The sequence below is a fragment of the Bacillus sp. UNC322MFChir4.1 genome (assembly GCF_000746135.1).
In the GTDB taxonomy this organism is placed as follows: Bacteria; Bacillota; Bacilli; order Bacillales; family Bacillaceae_G; genus Bacillus_A.
This window is the reverse complement of record NZ_JQKQ01000029.1, coordinates 34,259-54,118: the sequence shown is the minus strand read 5'-3', so window position 1 is coordinate 54,118 and position 19,860 is coordinate 34,259. Positions and strand designations below refer to the sequence as shown.

Genomic DNA, 19,860 nt, shown 5'->3' with positions numbered 1-19,860 from the left:
GTATGTAAAAATATTTCTCAACAAAATTCACGATAAGTTTACAAAAATTTATTAATTCCCTCTTTTTTCTTTCGTTATATTTAGTTAAATTAATATAGGGGGCATTTTTATCCGTATGATTAGCTGATAGTTAGCTGAACGAATCGCATTCTTACTTAAACTAACTTACTTTAGGGGGATTCATTATGAAGAAAGAAAAATGGCTGAAACTCACACTCGCAACAGGATTGACATTAAGTATGGCTACCGTATTTAGTTCGACGACTTTTGCTGAAAGCGCTTTAGATCCAGCTCCGCAAATTGCTGCAAAAATTGTGAACGAAAACGCTGGGAAAAAAGTATTATTTGATAATACACATGCTCAAACGGCAGGAACAGCTGATTGGGTTATTGATGGCGGATTTTCTGATTTCGGAAATGGCATTGCAAACAAAGGCTACTTTGTAAAGGAGCTACGTAAATCAACACCTATTACGTATGATGACTTAAAAGATTACAACGTATTTATCGTTCCAGAAGCAAATATTCCGTATAAAAAATCAGAACAAGATGCGATGCTGCAATATGTGAAAAATGGCGGAAGTATCTTTTTTATAGCCGATCATTATAATGCAGACCGCAATAAAAATCGCTGGGATTCCTCAGAAGTTTTCAACGGGTATCGCCGCGGAGCATGGGAAAATCCAGCAAAAGGGATGTCTTCTGAAGAAACATCTTCACAAGCTATGCAAGGTGTAGAAAGTTCTGACTGGCTAGCAAACAACTTTGGCGTACGCTTTCGCTACAATGCAATTGGTGATGTTTCTGCAAATAAAATTGTAGCACCTGATCAATCATTCGGAATTACTACGGGTGTTTCATCTGTTGCCATGCATGCGGGATCTACAATTGCAATTGTAAACCCAAATGTAGCAAAAGGAATTGTCTACTTACCAGAAAGTTTACCTAAGTGGAATAACGCTGTTGATAGCGGTGTATATAACGGCGGCGGCATCGCTGAAGGTCCTTTCGTTGCAGTCGCAAAAGTTGGTTTAGGAAAAGCAGCCTTTATCGGTGACTCTTCGCCAGTTGAAGACGCAACGCCAAAATATGTTCGTGAAGATACGGGACAGTCTAAAAAAACATATGATGGATATAAAGAAGAAAGCGACGCTACTTTATTAACAAATGTTGTAAAATGGCTCTCTACAAAAGAAACATATACTAGTTTAAACCAAGTAAGCGGATTACAGCTAGACACACCAACAGCATTAAAAACATTTGAACAACCAAGTGCATCAACTGAGCCGCAACCAGAACCATGGGGTGCCCCTAACCAAGGATATCAATGGTTTAATTCAAGTACATTTAAGTCTGGCTCTTACGGCTATAATAATAGCAATAATAATAATGATGGAAACGTCTCAACAAAAGATTATAACTTTATTCACCCTAGCATTCTTCCAAACAGCGGTGTATTTCAAATAAAAATACAAGCAAATCATTTATTACCAAACACTACTTACAATAATTACTCTTTAGGTATTTATACAAGTGGTGGCACACAAGTAGCAAAAGTTCAAAATGAAAACGGCCTATGGCCTTCTTCTTACGGTTATAGTAATGCATTTTCCTTTACGACAAATAGCCAAGGTGTCGCTGAAAAGGTAGTAAATGTACAAATTGCTCCTTATACAACAGGGCAAGCTACATTACGCCTTCGTCAAAACACGACTGTAAAAGCAAGTGAAACGGTTGTAGTTGGAACATCTGCTATTAAATAAAAAGAATAGGGCTGCCCAAAAGTATTATTCTTATATATTAAGGAGCTATCCAAAAAGTGAAACTTTTTGGATAGCTCCTTTCATTTTTTAGTATGATTCAGCTCAGTAGATCGACTACTTGTATGTTAATTATTGTCGAATTGTCTTTAAATTGTGTCGAATCACCGATATATTGCAAAGAACGGGCGATAACGGAAGAAAGCACTGTTTCAAAGTTTATTCTCCCCCACATTATCTGTGAATAATTTTTTACAAAAAATAGACCTTTATTGACTTTAAAAAGTTAATAAAGTAAACTATTAATCATCTAAAACTATTTACTTTGTTTTTTATGTTAGGAGGAATTACATATGGAATCTGCGCTACAGTTAGATAAAAAACAACAGCCAAAAAAGAAGCATCCTCCAGGTTTGTACTTACTCTTTTTCACAGAAATGTGGGAACGATTTAGCTATTACGGATTACGAGGATTATTAACATTATATTTAACAACTGCCTTAATAAACGGTGGGCTTGGTTTTAGTAAGAGCTGGGCACTTACAATTTACGGATTTTATACAGGGGCTTGTTATTTCACCCCATTAATTGGCGGATTTTTAACCGATCGTTATCTTGGTAGACGATTAGCAATTACACTTGGCGGTATAACAATTGCAATTGGTAACATTACGTTATTTGCACTGCAAAGCCAATTAGGACTATACCTCGGATTAGCGTTCATTATTATCGGGAACGGTTTCTTCAAACCAAATATCTCCACTCTTGTCGGAGAATTATATGCAGAAAACGATTCGCGCCGCGATGGTGCTTTTACAATTTTCTATATGGGAATTAACGTCGGTTCATTCCTCGCTCCACTCGTTTGCGGATATTTATCAGAAGATTTGTTTAAAACAACAGTAGATGGCGTTATGCATTACGGTTTCCGCTATGGATTTTTGGCTGCATCTATCGGGATGATTATCGGACAAATTTTATTTGTAACATTATCAAATCGTTTTCTTGGTGATATTGGTAAAAAACCGACAGCAGCGTTACAAACAGGAACAGGAAACAAAACAGCTGGCAATACACCATTAACGAAAAAAGAGAAACAGCATACAGCTGTGATTATCATTATAACGTGTTTTGTTGTTTTCTTCTGGGCTGGATTTGAACAAGCTGGTAGTTCTTTAACATTATATACAAATAGCTTTGTAGACCGTTCTATATTCGGTTGGGAAATTCCAACATCTTGGTTTCAGTCTGTAAACCCATTGTTCATTATTTTATTAGCACCGATTGTTTCTGCATTTTGGACAAAGCTTGCTTCTACAAAACGTGGTGATTTAAAAGTCCCAACAAAAATGGCTCTTGGGATGATCTTACTTGGAATTGGTTATATGGTTCTTGTTGTTGCTACGTTAAAAACAGGAAGTAATGAACAACAAATTACAGAAAAAGCAAACTTACTCTTTATCGTCTTTACTTACCTATTCCATACATTAGGGGAATTATTCTTATCTCCAGTCGGACTTTCAATGGTAAGTGCACTTGCTCCTATCAAACTCGCATCTTTATTAATGGGCGTTTGGTTAGCAAGTACAGGTGTCGCGAATATTTTAGGTGGACAGTTAGCAAACTTTACAACTTCATTAGGTTATTCAGAAGTATTTGCTATTATTGGAGCTGTCGCTATTTTCTTAGGATGTATCTTACTATTACTTTCCAAAAAATTAGCAAAATGGATGGACTAAAAAAGATGAGGGGATGCCCCTCATCTTTTTTTAATTATTTATTTTTTTCGTTTGCACCAAATTCCCAGATACTACATATCGCTTGGAATTATCAAGTACAGATGTACATGTAATAAGAGTTACTTCATTTTTTCCTTGATCTTCAACGACTTCCCATTTATCCGGTGTGACTTCCGTTACTTGTTCTACCGCATATTCATATTCATTTTCACTATCATATAAATATACTTTATCATTCTTTTTCAGTTTCGAAATATCGCTAAATAACACACCTTTTTTCGACATGTTATGTCCTGCTAATGCATAGTTCCCTTTTCCCATCTCTTGTTTCTCTTTTACTGTTGTTGCGCCTGATAATAAATTTCTCTCTGTTGAACCATTTAAAATTGGTAGTTCTAATCCAATACTCGGAATCGACATACGCCCAATCACTTGTTTCTTATCTAATGTAGCATTTGCCACATCCTCTAAGTCCGGTTGATTTATTTTAGAAGCATCAACAAATTTCGTTTCTTGTTTTTCATACTTCATTTTCTTAATAGCTTGTATGTTTTCGTCTTGCATCTTTCCAGCTTTGTAACCATCATAAAATGGTTTGGCAATTAAAACGCCACCCACAATAAATAAAAGAAGTGCTAATATACTATAAATCTTTTTCTTATTCATACTCCAGTTCCTTTCCTTCACAAAATTTTCCTTATATAAAATGATAAAGTAAGAATGCTAGATATACAAGTGACATGTACAAGACAAAGGAAATGGCACTCCTTATTAGGAAGTGCCATGATTATCATTTTTGCAAACAATAAAAGCTCAATGTTCCATCTGCTTCATCTGCACTTACAAATATATTACGGTTGCTAATCTTATGAATCCCTTCCGGTGCTTTTCCTCCTGAAGGAACAAGACCAATATAAACAGGGAACATCGGGATTGTTATATCAAAAAAGAGTACTGCATTTGCCCTTTCAGCAGCCACAGCCATAATCGGACTTTCTTGTATTATTCCTGTCGCAACATTTTCTACTTCACTACCTCGGCTATTACTACGACTATCTGAATATAAACCTTTAGCTGCCACTTTTTCATCAATAAGATTCATACTATCATATACAAGCGAACCGTTTTGACTCCATACAGATATATTGCGTCCACCTGATTTCACACCATCTTTAAATTCATTTTTCCCTAGGTCTCCTTCATTAGCAGTAATTACAAAACGCCCCGATTGATCCCACGTTATACCATCTGGTTCTGGTCTTGCAATCAGTTCATCTTGAAAAGAAACAACACCATCATTTTGCAAGTCTGCTTTATGCTTTGTTGTTCCAAGGCCAAATATCGTTTCAATGTTTTGTCCTTGCAAATTAACAATAGCAACTGCATTATTTTCCTGTAATGTAACAGCCGCTTTTTCTCCATTTGGACTAATTGCCACATACTCTGGCTGCGGATCATGCTTGTACACTGTTCCATTTCCAATCTGACTTATATCAATTGATAGCTCATGGTGAATTCCTTTCAATACATCTCCATTAGGGAACGTGATGATAGAAATTGTACCCGGTCGCTTTGTTTTTTTCATATTGACTTCATTTCCGTCATTTGGATCTCCTTCTTCATCCTCATTACAAACTACAAGCTTTGTCCCATCTTTTGATAAAGCAATAGAATCTGGCCCTACACCCACCTCGTATATTTTCACAATATTTTTGGATGATAATTCTATAACTGCTATCTTTCCTCTATGCGCATTATACAAGTTATCCCCGGTACGAAAAGCAACGAATGCATACTTACCATCTGGTGTAACTGTTGTACTCGTCACCTCTGCTTCGGAATGAATTCCTTTCAAACTCACTGTCCCTTTCAGTTGAATATCTTGTAAATTTTCAATTGAAAGGATGCTAATTTGTCCTAAGTCTGCTTCTGTTACAACTAACGTCTTACCATCTGGTGAAGATACCGCGATTTCTGCTTTTTTGCTTGGCATTGAAAAAATAGCCGTTCTTTCTATTTTTGTATTCTTATGCTTATTACGAATAAATTTATTTACCATTTCCTCTATTTGCCCACGAAATGCTGGATTTGAAATACTCCCTTTTGGTAAACTTTCTATTTTATCGGCAAATTGTTTCGTTTCTTGATTGATTTTTTCTGCGTTTACATGATTGCCTGTCCATAATACACTTGCTATAATTCCTCCACAGAGCAAAGCCTTTCTCATTCTCTAATCCCCCCAATTTCAATACTTCTTCTATTGTAAAAAGGATTTGTAAACTCTCCCTATAGCATTTCATTAAACTTTTGTAAAAACACAGAAAAATCCCCTATATTCTCAAAAAAAAGATGTGCTCTTTGGCACACCTTTTACACAACCTTATTACGATATAAAGAAATATGAAATACTGTAGTTGTAATTAGCGAAATGAAAAATAATACGTATAGTGGATATTCTGGAATGTTTTGATTGAATAGTGGATAAAAAGCTAACGCGACAACTGCGAAAGGTATAATACACCATAATGAAAGAAGTGTATTGAGACACGCTTTTGCAGTCAATAATTCTTCTCTCTCATCTTCACTTGGAACTAATAACGGAAATGTCCAAAATGATAATTTCTTATATTTCTTTTTTTGTATTTTGTAACCAATTAATAATCCTATCCCCACAATGCAGATTAATACAGTGGGCGTTAGATCCATCACCACATTCAACGTTTGCTTTTCGTTACGTATAGAGTTTGCAAAGCCGGTAGCCATATGGAAATATTCAATTCCCCACCAACCCACTAGAACAAGTATACCCATATTTATTACATAAGAAAGACCAATTCTATTCATTTTCTTCCGCCCCCTTTTGCAGTACAAATACCTCTTCCATCTGCATACCAAATACATCACAAATCATAAGCGCTAATAATAATGACGGGACATAATCCCCCTTTTCAATAGCAGCGATCGTTTGTCTCGTTACCCCCACCTTTTCAGCCAATATACTTTGTGAAAAATGAAAACGGGCTCGTAATTCTTTTACTCGATTGTAAATGGTCATTTTTACCACCTCTTACCATTATTGTATGCTAAGCTTTACAAAATGTAAAACTAACTTAACATTTAATTATAAAAAAAATCTACTTTGCTTTTGCAAAGTAGATTTTTACTTTAATCTAAAATAGTAACACGAACTTGTCTTCTACCCCAAGCGCTAGAAGCCCCTTTATCCGGTACGAAAACATCAATACGATATCCTTGAATTGCACCACCAGTATCAGCAGCAATAGCTTCTCCATATCCTTGAACCCGTACACGTGAGCCTAATGGAATAACCTTTGGATCAACAGCAATTACTTTTAAATTTGGATTAGCAGTTAAATCATAGTGTCCCCATCTAGTGTATACATGTTCTCCTGGCTTTGCCCCATTTTCACTTGGGTCATTTGTGTAAGCCGTAGCCTCTACAAAAATTTCACGACCGCCTTTAGTAGGCACATCTGGTGTATCTCGTCTATCTGAAGGCTTGTCACTTACTTGTGGTGCTTGTGGTGCTTGCGATGCTTGTGCTTCTTTTGCAGCTCTTTCACGCTCTGCAGCTGCTTGTTGTTCACGAGCAATTGTATCTTGTACACCCTTCATATCTGCTTCAATCTTTGCTTTTTCTTGTGCAGCAAGTGTAAGCTGACTAGAAATTTGATTATACTTCGCTTGTACAGATTGTAGGTGTTCTTGACGTTTCTTTAAATTGTCTTGTAAATCAGCTTGTACTTTTGCCAATTTTTGTTTATCGCCTTCTAAAGATTTTTCTTTTTCATCAACTATCTTTTTATCGGCTTCAATTTGACGAAGATCTTGTTCTTGTAAACGAAGAATCTCTTTATCTGCATCCATAATTGTAGAAACTGCAGTCATACGTTGCAAGAAATCTGCAATGTTCTTTGAATCTACAATTACTTCTACTACTAAACTTACATTTGGGCTGTCTTGAACAGAGATTATACGCTTTCTCATAATATCTTTACGCATAAGTACTTTGTTTTCTAAACTAATAATCTCTTTCACTTTTTGCTCAATTTGTTTATGCGTTTCATCAATTTTACGCTGAATCGCATCTTGTTCTTGTTTATTTTTTGTAATTGTATTATTTAAATCTGATAATTCTTTTTGAATTCCTTCAATGTCTTTCATTACAGCCTGTTTTTCTTGTTCCTTTTGCTGAATGTCATTGTTATTATTTTGCAATTGCTGCTGCATGTTGTTTAATTTCTCGTCGTTTGACTCAGCTTTTACAGCAACTGTACTAGTGAAACAAATAAATCCAGCTAATACAAGACTACTGATACGCTTAAAATAGTTCATAATCCGACTCCCTTCTCTTACATTTATACATGATTTATTTTACAGTTTGTTTACAAACGTATTAAATACAGTTTATTTTTAGTGGAAAAATATTACTATTAACAGAAAACTTGTAATAAATATATTAGATATTCCATTTTTTATTAATATATTTAAAAATAGTGTTTTAATTTTAATATAAAAAAACTGAATTGATAAGTTCATATTTTTTATCATTTTGCATCCCTATTTATTTTTTGTAAAAAATTGTCGTCTTCCTTACATTTACGCAAACTTTTCTGAATAGTATTATATTTTATATAAACACTTTTTGCTGAATCCATTTGGAACGGAGGAGCCATTCATGTAAGCAATGACTTACTAGGGGTGAATCTTTAAGATGTTATGACTAAAGAAAAACGATACTTACCTTATTACTTTATTATCTTAAAAAAGAGGTGGCCGCTATGTTTATTGTGACAAACATGCTTTATATAAAAAGAAATTGTGAAAAACAAGTACTTACAGCATTACAACAATATTACCCATCGCCTAATACGCTAGGTTTTATTAATATAGAAGTCTCCTATACAAAACATGATAGAGATCATACAGAATTCTTCATTCGCACGTTATGGAAAACGCAAGAGGACTACCAGGAATGGCTAACTTATAAAAAGAAAGCTACTGCAATTACATGGCAGCAGCAAATTCAACCGTATATTCTTTCTTCCAAATCCAATGCAGCTCAGCTACATTATTAAACCATTTATATATGCCTTCTCCTTTTATTTTAAGGCGAAAAAAAAAACTGACCGTTTCTATACGCGGTCAGATGCTCTCTTCTCCCCTAAAAGAAAGGAGTTTGTATGGCTTTATTCCATATGTAACGAAAATACTTTCGCTAAATACGGATTTAAAAACATTGCTGTAGGATCTACTGTTTGCCTCGCCTCTAAAAAATGATGCAATTTAGGATATACTTGTTGCAACATATCATATGTCATTGTATGCATTTTCCCCCAATGCGGACGCCCTTCATACTTTTGAAAAATACGTTCGACTTCTTGAAAATAAGATGTGTATTGCATCCCTCTGTACATATGAACTGCAATATACGCAGAATTTCTTCCATATGACGGACTCAACCAAATATCATCTTCTTTTGCATAGCGACATTCAATGGGAAAATGTACTTGAAAATTTTTTTCGTAAATGAGATCATAAATTTCTTCTACTGCCTCTTTCATAGATTCTGCCGGAATACTATACTCCATCTCATAGAAACGGACATTGCGAGCAGTTGCAAACACCTTATAACTCGGACCTATGATTTTCGTATTGGGTACTCCCTTTGCGGATAATTGACTAACACTCTTACTAATAGAAGGAAAAAAGCGGCAACTCTCTGATAACAATGAAAAAGCCATATTTTCTATTAAAGCTGTTTTGAGTTTATGCCACTTTAGTTCTCCTCCTATTTCCTCCGTTACGTTTGTAATTTTCACTTGAACATCGTCAGCATACGGAAAGATAAAAAACTCAAAATGACGATTTTTCTTATATTCTTCCAATTTACTCATAACAGTAGCAAATGATTCTTTTTTACTTTCATAAGCAAGTGAATATGCTGGAATGACTTTTAATTTAACTTTCACAATAATCCCCAGCATGCCAAGTGACAATTGAAACCCCTTCCAATATTGTGGATATTCTTTTTCAGAACACGTAATCACTTCTCCTGATGCAAGGACAGCTGTTACTTCCACAACTTGTGTTGCTAAATTGCCAAATGAAATCCCCGTTCCATGCGTTCCTGTACTAATTGCCCCAGCAATAGACTGTGCATCAATATCCCCTAAATTCTCTTGTGCATATCCGTTCTCTTGTAATATTTCACCTAACTGATATAACTTTGTACCTGCCCACACTTCTACGATTAATGTCTGTGAATTAATCTCGATCATCCCTTGTAATTCATCCAAAGAAATTAAAATCTCATCTGTCTGAACAAGTGATGTGAATGAATGACCTGAACCAACCACACGAATACGCTTTCCAACTTCTTTTGCAAATTTCACAGCCTCAGCAACCTCTTCAATGCTTTTCGGATACATCGTATACTGCGGCACTCCTTGTACATTCCCTGTCCAATTCCGCCACTTCTGGCCCCTTATAGAAAGCATTGTCCGTCCCCCCGATATGTTTGATATTCTCCTACTACTTCACCAGCAGAAATGCGATATAAAGAAGAAAACCTTTCACATAGCTCCCCTGCTTTACTATGCCGAAACACAATCCCCTCGCCAATTCTTAATTGTTCTGTTCCATCATAGTAAACAGGTGTTTGCACTTCACCTGCTCCTTCTAATGGAAGTAATTTTGCTCCGTTTGGCATATACGGCTGCGGTTGCTTATCCTTTCCAGTCATTCCCGATGCAATATACCCTCCACCTAAACAGGTATAAACATGAGGTTCTGGCTGGCGGACAATCGGTAATACAAATCCAACTGCTGGCTCAAATGCAATGTCTTTATAATAATCAAAAAGCACTGGAGAATAAAAAGCAGACCCAACCGTAATTTCCGTAACAGACTCATCTTGAACGGTTGTCTTTATACTCCCTGTTCCTCCGCCATTTACAAAGCGTAATGAAATTCCTTTTTGCTCTAATGCTTGTACAATGAACCCTCGTCTTTTTGTAACTTCTCTTACAGACCGTCTTTTTAAATAAGAAACTACTTTGTTTTGTAATGTTTGTTTTGGTACATGATCCCCTACACCTGCTATCTGTGCTTCATAACCCATAACACCATCTATTTTCAAACAGGATGATTGTAAAACTCTATTAGCCACTTGTAATACTTGTTCTGCAATGCGCAACGGAGACCGTTTTACTCCAAAATGAAAGCCAAGAAAACGACTGCTCATATCAATATCAAAACAAATACGAAACATTCCCTCTACTTGCAAAGCAATATGCTCCAAATACAAAATATGCTCTTCGCAATCTACCATGCAAGTAATCTTGTACCCTTGTTTTGTAAGTATACTTATTTTCTTCAAAGCCTCTTCATCCCAAACTGGATATCCGAGCAATAAATCATCAAATCCCTGTTCAATTAAAAACAGAACCTCCGCTGGTGAGTAACACATAATTCCTTGAAAACAAGAATGTGATTGTAAAATTTTCTTCATCACTGAAACAGAACGTAATGATTTGCTCGCAATTCTAATACGTTTTCCTTTATGAAGCTGAATAATAGATTGAATATTTCTCTCTAATGCATCTTCATTAAGAAATGCGCATGGCATTGAAAGTCCTTGAAACGTTCTACGATCCACATCGCTTCCCCCTCCCATATATTTCCTATATATATTGGAAAGAAAATAAAAATTTCCTCTTCTAAAGAAAAAAGTTCCTTCTCACCGAAGAAACTTTTTTCGTAACTACTCAGCCATACATTTCATTTAGAAGTTTGATAAGAGGTATTATTCTAGTGAAAATACGCCCTTATTACCTATAGAAAGTTACTTTCATTTTTCAACATATAGATTGCTATCATGAAGATCAAAACGGACCTACACCTTTCTGCCTTTCTTTGTTTTAAAACTTTGCACGTAGCAGAAAAAGGCCCTGACCGCTCCTATACATAGCCAGTCCCTCTTGACCATTAAAAAAAGGCTTTTCTGTCGGTTTTTCATAGAGTGACTGAGTAGTTTCCTTTTTCCACATATTTTATAAAGAGTGCTGTAACTCCCCATTCGTTTATTACTAACATTATGAATAAATGATATAATCTATACTTATGTTATGTAATAAATTAATTGAAAAGGTGAGAAGGCATGGAGAAATGGCTTACACTTCGAGAAATTGCTCGAAATACATCTATACCTATTCAAACGGCAAAACGCTATGTAGAGGATTATCAATCATGTTTAATTATGCGTAAAGAAGAAGAAGTTTATCTTTTTCATGAAACATGTATTTCTACACTACAAGAGATTAGACAATGGTATAAAAAAGGAAAGAATAAAGAAGAAATCAAAATGATTTTGACCAAAGCTTATAGCAATCCCACGACAATGGTAGTTAAGAGGAATACATGTAATGATGACCCTCTATTATTAGAAATACACCAAAATTTGAAAAAAGAAAATAATGCTCATCAAGATCTTATGAGGATGCTTCAAAAACAAAGCAACGAGATAAGTAAGCTACAGCAAAAATTAAATGAACATTTAGAACAAAAAGAACGTATCGCAATAGCAGAAAGAGATCGTACATTAACACAATTACTTAGAGAGATGCAAAATGTAAAAAGAGAAATAGCAAAATCAAAGAAAAGACCTTGGTGGAAAGTTTTCTTTTTTGAAAAGAACTGAAATTACATTTATATACATATTTCTTTCTTAATTCGCGGGCAGCAAGACCTTTACTGATTAAAGTTTCACTTTATTTTTAGTGAAATCACGTAAGTTTTCCTTTCTTTTTGAAAATGCTAGACTTTTTTTGACGATTTTATTATGTTAAATATTGTGCACAAAAAGGAAAGCTCAAATTTGAGTGTTGGGAGTAGTTTATGTCAGTAAATAAACAACAAAAACGCTTAATATTCTTGCTAACTGTTGTGTTGGTTGCAGTATTCCTATGCGTTAGTTGTCAAAACAAGAAAACAAGTTCGAAAAAGTCTCATGATGATGTAGCGGATGTACATGAGAATAAAGATTCTGAACAACCAAGTAAGAGTGATTCTTCTAAAGTAGACGTTAAAAATAATATTTCTAACCAATCACAAAATGAGAATCCTCCGAATTCAGAAAATGAAAGTAATATTCCGAAACAATCAATTGAGACAGATCACACTAGTGATTCACCTCAAAATGAGGACGATAGCGATTCAGATGAAGAAGTTTTTTCTACCGAAGTACAGAAGGAATCTACTTTCGTTAAGCTAGAACAAACGGACAACAATCGCGATTTAAACAACATGAATAATTTAATACAACCAGCAGAAGTTAGTGAGGCACAGGAAAAAGAAAAGCAAGACGAAGCTAATAAGCTGGAAGCCGAAAAGCGGGAAGCTGAAAAGCGGGAAGCTGAAAAGCGGGAAGCTGAAAAGCAGGAAGCTGAAAAGCAGGAAGCTGAAAAGCAGGAAGCTGAAAAGCAAGACGAAGCTAAAAAGCAAGAAGAAGCTAGAAAGCAGGAAGAAGCTAGAAAGCAGGAAGAAGCTAGAAAGCAGAATGAAGCTGATAAGCAGAATGAAGCTGATAAGCAGAACGACGCTAAAAAGCAGGAAGAAGCTAGAAAGCAAGAAGAAGCTAGAAAGCAAGAAGAAGCTGAAAGGCTAGAAACCGAAAAGTGGGAAGCCGAAAAGCTGAAAGCCGAAAAGCTGAAAGCCGAAGAGCTGGAAGCCAAAGAGCTGGAAGCTAAAGAGCTGGAAGCCAAAGAGCTGGAAGCCGAAAAGCTGGAAGCCGAAAAGCGGGAAGAAGCTGAAAAGCAGGAAGAAGCTAAAAAGCAGGAAGAAGCTAAAAAGCAGAATGAAGCTGATAAGCAGAACGACGCTGATAAGCAGAATGAAGCTGATAAGCAGAGCGACGCCGATAAGCAGAGCGACGCCGATAAGCAGAACGACGCTGATAAGCAGAACGACGCTGATAAGCAGAACGACGCTGATAAGCAGGACGAAGCTAGAAAGCAAGAAGAAGCTAGAAAGCAAGAAGAAGCTAGAAAGCAAGAAGAAGCTAGAAAGCAAGAAGAAGCTAGAAAGCAAGAAGAGGCTAAAAAGCAAGAAGAGGCTAGAAAGCAAGAAGAGGCTAGAAAGCAAGAAGAGGCTAGAAAGCAAGAAGAAGCTAGAAAGCAAGAAGAAGCTAGAAAGCAAGAAGAAGCTAGAAAGCAAGAAGAAGCTAAAAAACAAGAGAATAAAAGTCATGTACTAAATGCGTTTGAAAAACGTGTTGCGGAGCTAGTTAATGTGGAACGAGCGAAAGCGGGATTATCTCCATTACAGATAGATACAGAGCTTAGTAAAGTAGCACGTATAAAATCAGAGGATATGTTGAAAAATAATTATTTTGATCATAATAGTCCAGTTTATAATTCGCCATTTGACATGATGACACGTTTTGGTATTTCTTATTCCGCAGCAGGTGAAAATATTGCTAAAAGGCAACAAACACCAGAAGAAGTTATGGACGCTTGGATGCACAGCTCGGGGCATCGTGCGAATATTTTAAATGGTGATTTTACTTATATAGGTGTTGGCTATGTGGAACAGGAACATATTTGGACGCAACATTTTATCAAAAAATAAATAAAAATTGTTGATAAACTTGAGTTTTTAGCAAAAAACTTTTTTGAATTTAAATTATGAAACGAATTCAACCGTTTGATAATGGTATTCCACAAAAAGTTTTGAACGACAGAAGTCATTTTTACGAATGGCTTCTGTTTTATTATTGTAAGCGGCAAATATTCCCCACCTCCAATTTGTAAATAACTCATGAGATAATCTCCTTACATACAAATTAAAAACTCTCTTTTTTTTAGCGGGCTAGAGCATCTGGCCATACATAGAAGTGATCTAACAGCGACTTGTATGTTGAAAAATTTAAATAGATTGATATAAGTATAGTGAAGACATGTAAAATCTATTGTCTTCTAATGTCTTCCCTTCTCTATAATCCAATGCGTAAATTTCCAAACATACCAATCAATTTCATTGCGGAGAAAATTATCATTATGTCATAATAGCACAAGAGAGGTGAAAGAATTGAAATACTTTATTTATTTTATTGTTATCATCGCATTTTTCGATACATTTTCACAATTACCCATTATGAGTACATATGCACAAAACCTTGGGGGAACTCCTCTTATTATTGGTCTTGTCGTTGGAATGTACTCGTTTGCTAATATGATTGGCAATATTATTGCGGGTGCATCTGTTGATAAATATGGAGCAAAAAAAGTTCTTTATATTAGCATGGGTATTACAAGTCTCATAGTTTTATTGTATGTCTTTGTTCAAAGTGGAGAACAGCTGATTGTCGTTCGTTTTCTGCACGGTTTTAGTGATGGCTTTTTAATACCAGCTGCTTTCACTTTCTTATCCAAACAGACAAAATCAAAAAAACAAGGGAAAGCAATGGCTTTATCTGGTGCAGCTGTTGGAACAGCCGCTATTATCGGTCCTGCTTTCAGTGGGATTATGAAAGCGAAAGCTGGTATACACTGGGTCTTCATTACAATTTCCATCTTAATGATACTTGGTGCAATAATCTCACTTTTCTTGCTTCCAAACCATATAACAAGAACAAAATCGTCACGGATGCAAATGATGAACAAAGAAGATCTGCTTGAATTATTAAAATTTGAACCATTATTACAAGCATATATCGGTGCCTTCACCTTAATGTTTTCACAAGGAATTGTCACATATATGTTGCCGGTAAAAATAGAAGCATTAGGACTAAAAACATCAACAACAGGAATGATGCTGAGTAGCTTTGGAATTACTGCCATCCTTTTCTTCTTACTACCAACAAATCGTATATACGATCTCTTTAATCGTCAAAAAATGATGGTTATCGGTATTGCAGTGATGGCATTTGCACTTTCATTGCTTGGTATATTTACATCAAAGGGCATGCTTTTTATTGTCATGATGATTTACGGAATTGGATTTGCTATTCTCTTTCCTTCTATTAATGCCTTACTTGTTGAAAATACAACAGAAGATAATCGCGGAAAAGCATTTGGATTATTTTATGCATTCTTCTCATTAGGGGTTGTTGCCGGTTCATTTACAATTGGAGCAATCGGCGCCTCACCAAGCGTAAGCTTTATAATTGGAACAGCTTTCTTGTTTACCTTTGCTTCAACAATTTATGTACGAGGAAGATTAAAGAAGACAATGATGGGATAGCCCCTATCGCCATCAAGCTAATATTTTGGAGTATCCCCAAAACGAAAAATCGATTTCTTCATAGTTGACTATGAAGAAATCGATTTTTTTGTTTTTAGAACAATGAATCCCTTAAGTTAATAGGCAGGTGATGCTGCCCCTATAGAAAAATTGGGTAGATCAGGAAAGATATTAATAATGTTTCAATAATCCAAATGTTACCAATATATATACCGTGAATAGTAAGAATAAAAAGATAAGTATATCTAGTGTTAAAAAAATATATAATATTACTTTTATTTTTTTAGACTTATCATTCCTAATCATATATATAATAAATAGAATTGTAGTTGATTGGAATAAAATAGCAAAAAACACAAATACGGTAGAAAACACTACATTTGTAAATAAGGTATTTGCAATAAGTAAACAACTAATTACATTAAGAATAAATGTAGTTACTATAAAAATATACTTATAAACGTTTTTCATTTTAATCACCTACTCCGTCACTTTTTTTTGATAATACAGTTGTTTATTTTTATGGTTATATATAAGTATTTTGTTATTGTTTTCGTCTACAATGTAAACATCCTTTTCTTCCCAATCTATTCCATGAGATATATCTTTTTTAATAGAAAATAAAACATTTTTATTTTTAAAAGGAATTGAATTTCGATTAGCATGAATATCTATTTCATGTTCTTTTATTTTGAAGCCATAATCCCCTGAATAATTAGAGAAAAAAGGTTTTAACTCACTATAAATATATAGAGTTTCTGTTTTATCGCTTTCTTTATAAAAGTGTGAATGAATCACTTTTAGATCTGATGTTTTTATGTCTTTTGTTATAAGTAAAACAGAAACAAAACAACAAAGTATTACAATAATAGTTAATAAAGAATATATGTATACATAGGTCATCATCAAATATCTTTTGTAATTACTTTGTTTTATTATTTGATTTTGCAAATTTGAATCCTCCTTTAATAAAGAATCAATTGAAACATTAAATAGTTTGCTTAAGGCTAATAAATTGGTTAAATTCGGAAGACTATTTCCAAGTTCCCATTTAGATATAACTTGTCTTGAAATAAATAATTGGTTGGCTACATCTTCTTGCGTCATTTTATTTATTAGTCTTAAATGTTTTATCTTCTCTCCGATATTCATGTTTGTACCTCCTGTAATTAATTTAATTCATTCTAATATTAAATAGTAAGAAACGAATCGTAGCATCACAATAAAAAGGTCTGCAACGATCTGTTGCAGACCTTTTTATTGTGATTTATCTTCTATGTTTTTCATTTTAAAAAGCATATTGAGATAATCACTTTGCTGACAATGATAGCTGTTGTTACTATTCATAAACAGAATATCCTTCGACAATTCCCCCGGAAATATTTTTTCTTTCTGTACAATTCGATAAAATATTTATCCCCAAGCTATAACTCTATTTTAATTTCCCGATAGAAATGTAGTCCCTACAAATGCAAAAAATTCGAAACGGTGTTTTCTTTCCCACTTCGTATTCTTTTTTAATTTTAATATTTATTATATTCAAATAATCACCATATATAAACCCTCTACTTATACAAAATAGATTTTTGTCAGCTCCCTCTAGTACATCCTACATGTCGAATATCGTTGAGGAGCTGATATATCAGTGGCACTTACAAAAAAAAAAGTGGTTCAACGTATCCGTTGAACCACTTTTTTTATATTATTATCCTTGTGTTTTTTCCCAGTCTGCTAAGAATTTCTCAATTCCTTGATCTGTTAATGGGTGCTTCACTAATGAAGCGATAACGTTTGCTGGAATTGTTGCGATATGTGCACCGTTTAATGCTGCGTCTGTTACGTGAACAGAGTGACGTACAGATGCTGCAATAATTTCTGTTGGGATACCATGAATCGCGAAGATATCAGCGATTTGACGAATTAAGTCCATGCCGTTATGACCGATATCATCTAAGCGACCTAAGAATGGAGATACATACGTTGCACCAGCACGTGCTGCAAGTAATGCTTGTACTGCTGAGAATACTAATGTTACGTTTGTACGAATTCCTAAATCAGAGAATGCTTTTACCGCTTTTAAACCTTCTGTTGTCATTGGTACTTTTACAACAACGTTTGGTGCGATTTTTGCTAATTCTTTTCCTTCTTCAATCATTTTATCTGCTTCTAGGCTAATAACCTCTGCACTTACAGGTCCTGATACTACACTGCAAATTTCGCGAATGCGCTCATGGAAATCTACGCCTTCTTTTGCTACAAGAGATGGATTCGTTGTCACACCTGCTAATACGCCAAGGTCGTTTGCCTCTTTAATTTCGCTAATGTTTGCTGTATCAATAAAAAATTTCATGTTTTTTCTTCCTTTCTAAATGTAAGTATGTTTTTATCTTTTCTTAATACTGTCTAATTCAAACAAAATAATTTTTACTATTTTCCTTTGCCACACTTACTACCGATGTAACTGCATTGAAATCCGTTCAAATGATACCGATTACATATTGCTTGTTAAACAAGATTTTGTATATCTACTACTATTCATTTTACGGTAATATTCGCAAACGCTTCTGACATTCCATAAAAACATAAATGATTACTAAGACAAGTGGTCAGACGTCTGTCCATAAAATTGAACGTAATCCTCCTAAAAACATCATTGTCGATAAAATTGCTACTTTTCCTCCTCAATGATGCCACCGTTTACTATCATTATTATAGAATCAGCAAGCAACCTCACTCCTATTGCAAACAATAAATTCATACCAGCAATAAGTGTACGTCATAATGCTAAAATAGAACCTACTGATAAGTCAATACCTCTAAGTTAAAATTACGCTAAAAGTCATAATTTCAAATACATGTGACAGTTCACTATACCATAATTGAAACTTTACCATCCTACAATTATCTGCACTTCTCGTAATTTATCTCTTAATGGCATACCACCTTGAGCTCCTAATTTTGTTACAGAAATCCCGGCTGCAATGTTTGCAAAATGAATCGCTTTTTGCAATTCTTCTCCTTCTACAATCGCAACTGCTAATGCACCGTTAAATGTATCTCCAGCCCCTGTCGTATCGACAACTTCAACAGAAATGCTCGGTACATGAACAATTTCTGTGCCATTATGGAATCGAACACCGTTTTTCCCTTCAGTCATTAACAATTTATTGGGGTACTTTTCAAGCAATGATTCAATTGGTGATGTAAAGTCATCTAGAACAATTCGACATTCATGCTCATTTGGTGTAATGTACGTTGCTTTTTGTAACACTTCCTCTGGCAATCTTTGCGCTGGAGCTGGATTTAAAATAACTGGAATTTGATGTTCTTCACAAGTCGTTAGCACATATTTTACTGTTTCAAGTGGAATTTCTAATTGTAATACAACCATATCCGCCTTTACAAGAAAATCTTTTGCACGATTTACAAGTTGCTCATCTACAAGGCGATTTGCCCCTTGTACAACAACAATACTATTATCATCCTCAGCCAGTACGATATGAGCAATACCTGTCGTTTCACCCGTAACCGTTTTCACTTGATTGATAAAAATATGCTCATTCTCTAAATTTCTTTGAACAAGCTTTCCATAATTATCATCGCCAATTGCTCCAACCATCGCAACATTCGCACCTAAGCGCGCGGCGGCTACGGCTTGATTTGCGCCCTTTCCACCTGGAGCAGTATGAAATGCTTCCCCAATTACTGTTTCACCAGCTTTGGGACGTTTTGTTGAGACGGCAACTAAATCCATGGAAATGCTGCCAACTACTGTAATATTCGGCAATCTCTTTTCCTCCTTACTGTACCGAATGCAATCCACTCATTCCATGCTACAATACGATCAATTGCTATAACCGGTACTTTTAACGTATTTCCGAAAGAAGTCCCCATCTTCAAGTGCGTGACGGGCAAGAGCCCAGCGGTAAGGTGACTTCTTTCGCTTAGGCATAGCCTTAAATAACTCTTGGCAAATACACACATGTTTTACCCATCCATATTAGGATGTAGTTTCCCTTCGCCAATGCTTGTAGGTATTAGCAACTTCTTATATAAGAAGGCATGTGGTTGATCGTTCCTTTCCAATCAGAACTGTT

At 35.1% G+C, this 19,860-nt stretch carries 16 protein-coding genes and 1 pseudogene; 6 read left to right on the top strand and 11 right to left on the bottom strand.

Features of this window, described 5'->3' with window-relative positions; genetic code table 11:
* The first annotated feature begins 185 nt into the window (after nucleotides 1-185).
* Both BR72_RS12385 and BR72_RS12380 read left to right on the top strand, forming a co-directional pair.
* Complete coding sequence (locus tag BR72_RS12385) at nucleotides 186-1,763, top strand: DNA-binding protein (RefSeq protein WP_035433422.1); 1,578 nt, start codon at nucleotides 186-188, stop codon at nucleotides 1,761-1,763.
* A 350-nt stretch (nucleotides 1,764-2,113) separates the two neighbouring features.
* Nucleotides 2,114-3,499, top strand: coding sequence for a peptide MFS transporter (locus tag BR72_RS12380; protein WP_035433421.1), 1,386 nt, complete (start codon nucleotides 2,114-2,116; stop codon nucleotides 3,497-3,499).
* A 30-nt stretch (nucleotides 3,500-3,529) separates the two neighbouring features.
* On the opposite strand, the gene BR72_RS12375 is transcribed toward BR72_RS12380, so the two are convergent.
* From BR72_RS12375 to BR72_RS12355, 5 genes are all read right to left on the bottom strand, one after another.
* Nucleotides 3,530-4,165, bottom strand: coding sequence for a class A sortase (locus BR72_RS12375; protein ID WP_035433420.1), 636 nt, complete (start codon nucleotides 4,163-4,165; stop codon nucleotides 3,530-3,532).
* 124 nt (nucleotides 4,166-4,289) lie between these two features.
* A complete protein-coding gene (locus tag BR72_RS12370; RefSeq protein ID WP_035433419.1) occupies nucleotides 4,290-5,726 on the bottom strand; it encodes a choice-of-anchor I domain-containing protein in 1,437 nt (478 codons plus the stop codon).
* Between the two features lie 143 nt (nucleotides 5,727-5,869).
* Nucleotides 5,870-6,343 (bottom strand): hypothetical protein, encoded by a 474-nt coding sequence (locus BR72_RS12365; protein ID WP_035433418.1) that lies wholly within the window; start codon nucleotides 6,341-6,343, stop codon nucleotides 5,870-5,872.
* Nucleotides 6,336-6,554, bottom strand: coding sequence for a helix-turn-helix transcriptional regulator (locus tag BR72_RS12360; protein WP_035433417.1), 219 nt, complete (start codon nucleotides 6,552-6,554; stop codon nucleotides 6,336-6,338). The genes BR72_RS12365 and BR72_RS12360 overlap by 8 nt, the downstream gene beginning before the upstream one ends.
* A 110-nt stretch (nucleotides 6,555-6,664) precedes the next feature.
* Nucleotides 6,665-7,855, bottom strand: coding sequence for a 3D domain-containing protein (locus tag BR72_RS12355; RefSeq protein ID WP_035433416.1), 1,191 nt, complete (start codon nucleotides 7,853-7,855; stop codon nucleotides 6,665-6,667).
* Between the two features lie 446 nt (nucleotides 7,856-8,301).
* On the opposite strand from BR72_RS12355, the gene BR72_RS12350 reads away from it, so the two are divergent.
* Nucleotides 8,302-8,598: an antibiotic biosynthesis monooxygenase gene (locus BR72_RS12350; RefSeq protein WP_035433415.1), complete on the top strand. Its 297-nt coding sequence runs from the start codon at nucleotides 8,302-8,304 to the stop codon at nucleotides 8,596-8,598.
* A 111-nt stretch (nucleotides 8,599-8,709) separates the two neighbouring features.
* Here BR72_RS12350 and BR72_RS12345 read toward each other — a convergent pair whose 3' ends face one another.
* Nucleotides 8,710-10,020, bottom strand: coding sequence for a D-arabinono-1,4-lactone oxidase (locus BR72_RS12345; protein WP_035433414.1), 1,311 nt, complete (start codon nucleotides 10,018-10,020; stop codon nucleotides 8,710-8,712).
* The gene (locus tag BR72_RS12340) at nucleotides 10,008-11,180 is read right to left on the bottom strand and encodes an amino acid deaminase/aldolase (RefSeq protein WP_035433413.1); all 1,173 of its coding nucleotides are present in this window, start codon (nucleotides 11,178-11,180) and stop codon (nucleotides 10,008-10,010) included. Before BR72_RS12340 ends, BR72_RS12345 begins: the two co-directional genes overlap by 13 nt.
* Nucleotides 11,181-11,681: 501 nt before the next feature.
* Between BR72_RS12340 and BR72_RS12335 the strand changes: the two genes are divergently transcribed.
* The 3 genes and pseudogenes from BR72_RS12335 (at nucleotide 11,682) to BR72_RS12315 (ending at nucleotide 15,763) form a co-directional block, all read left to right on the top strand.
* Nucleotides 11,682-12,221, top strand: coding sequence for a DUF3967 domain-containing protein (locus tag BR72_RS12335; RefSeq protein WP_035433412.1), 540 nt, complete (start codon nucleotides 11,682-11,684; stop codon nucleotides 12,219-12,221).
* A gap of 1,550 nt (nucleotides 12,222-13,771) precedes the next feature.
* Nucleotides 13,772-14,149 (top strand): annotated as a pseudogene (locus tag BR72_RS27110) (CAP domain-containing protein); the annotation flags it as partial.
* Nucleotides 14,150-14,608: 459 nt separating this feature from the next.
* The gene (locus BR72_RS12315; RefSeq protein WP_035433411.1) at nucleotides 14,609-15,763 is read left to right on the top strand and encodes an MFS transporter; all 1,155 of its coding nucleotides are present in this window, start codon (nucleotides 14,609-14,611) and stop codon (nucleotides 15,761-15,763) included.
* A 480-nt stretch (nucleotides 15,764-16,243) separates the two neighbouring features.
* Here the strand turns inward: BR72_RS12315 and BR72_RS12305 are convergent, their stop codons facing one another.
* The 4 genes from BR72_RS12305 to BR72_RS27105 form a co-directional block, all read right to left on the bottom strand.
* On the bottom strand, nucleotides 16,244-16,915 hold the full coding sequence (locus BR72_RS12305) for a helix-turn-helix domain-containing protein (RefSeq protein WP_035433409.1): 672 nt from the start codon (nucleotides 16,913-16,915) through the stop codon (nucleotides 16,244-16,246).
* A gap of 553 nt (nucleotides 16,916-17,468) precedes the next feature.
* A complete protein-coding gene (gene fsa / locus BR72_RS12300; RefSeq protein ID WP_035433408.1) occupies nucleotides 17,469-18,113 on the bottom strand; it encodes a fructose-6-phosphate aldolase in 645 nt (214 codons plus the stop codon).
* A gap of 537 nt (nucleotides 18,114-18,650) precedes the next feature.
* Nucleotides 18,651-19,550: a ribokinase gene (rbsK, locus tag BR72_RS12295; RefSeq protein WP_035433407.1), complete on the bottom strand. Its 900-nt coding sequence runs from the start codon at nucleotides 19,548-19,550 to the stop codon at nucleotides 18,651-18,653.
* The gene (locus BR72_RS27105; RefSeq protein WP_231559715.1) at nucleotides 19,532-19,747 is read right to left on the bottom strand and encodes a hypothetical protein; all 216 of its coding nucleotides are present in this window, start codon (nucleotides 19,745-19,747) and stop codon (nucleotides 19,532-19,534) included. Before BR72_RS27105 ends, rbsK begins: the two co-directional genes overlap by 19 nt.
* Between the last annotated feature and the right edge of the window lie 113 nt (nucleotides 19,748-19,860).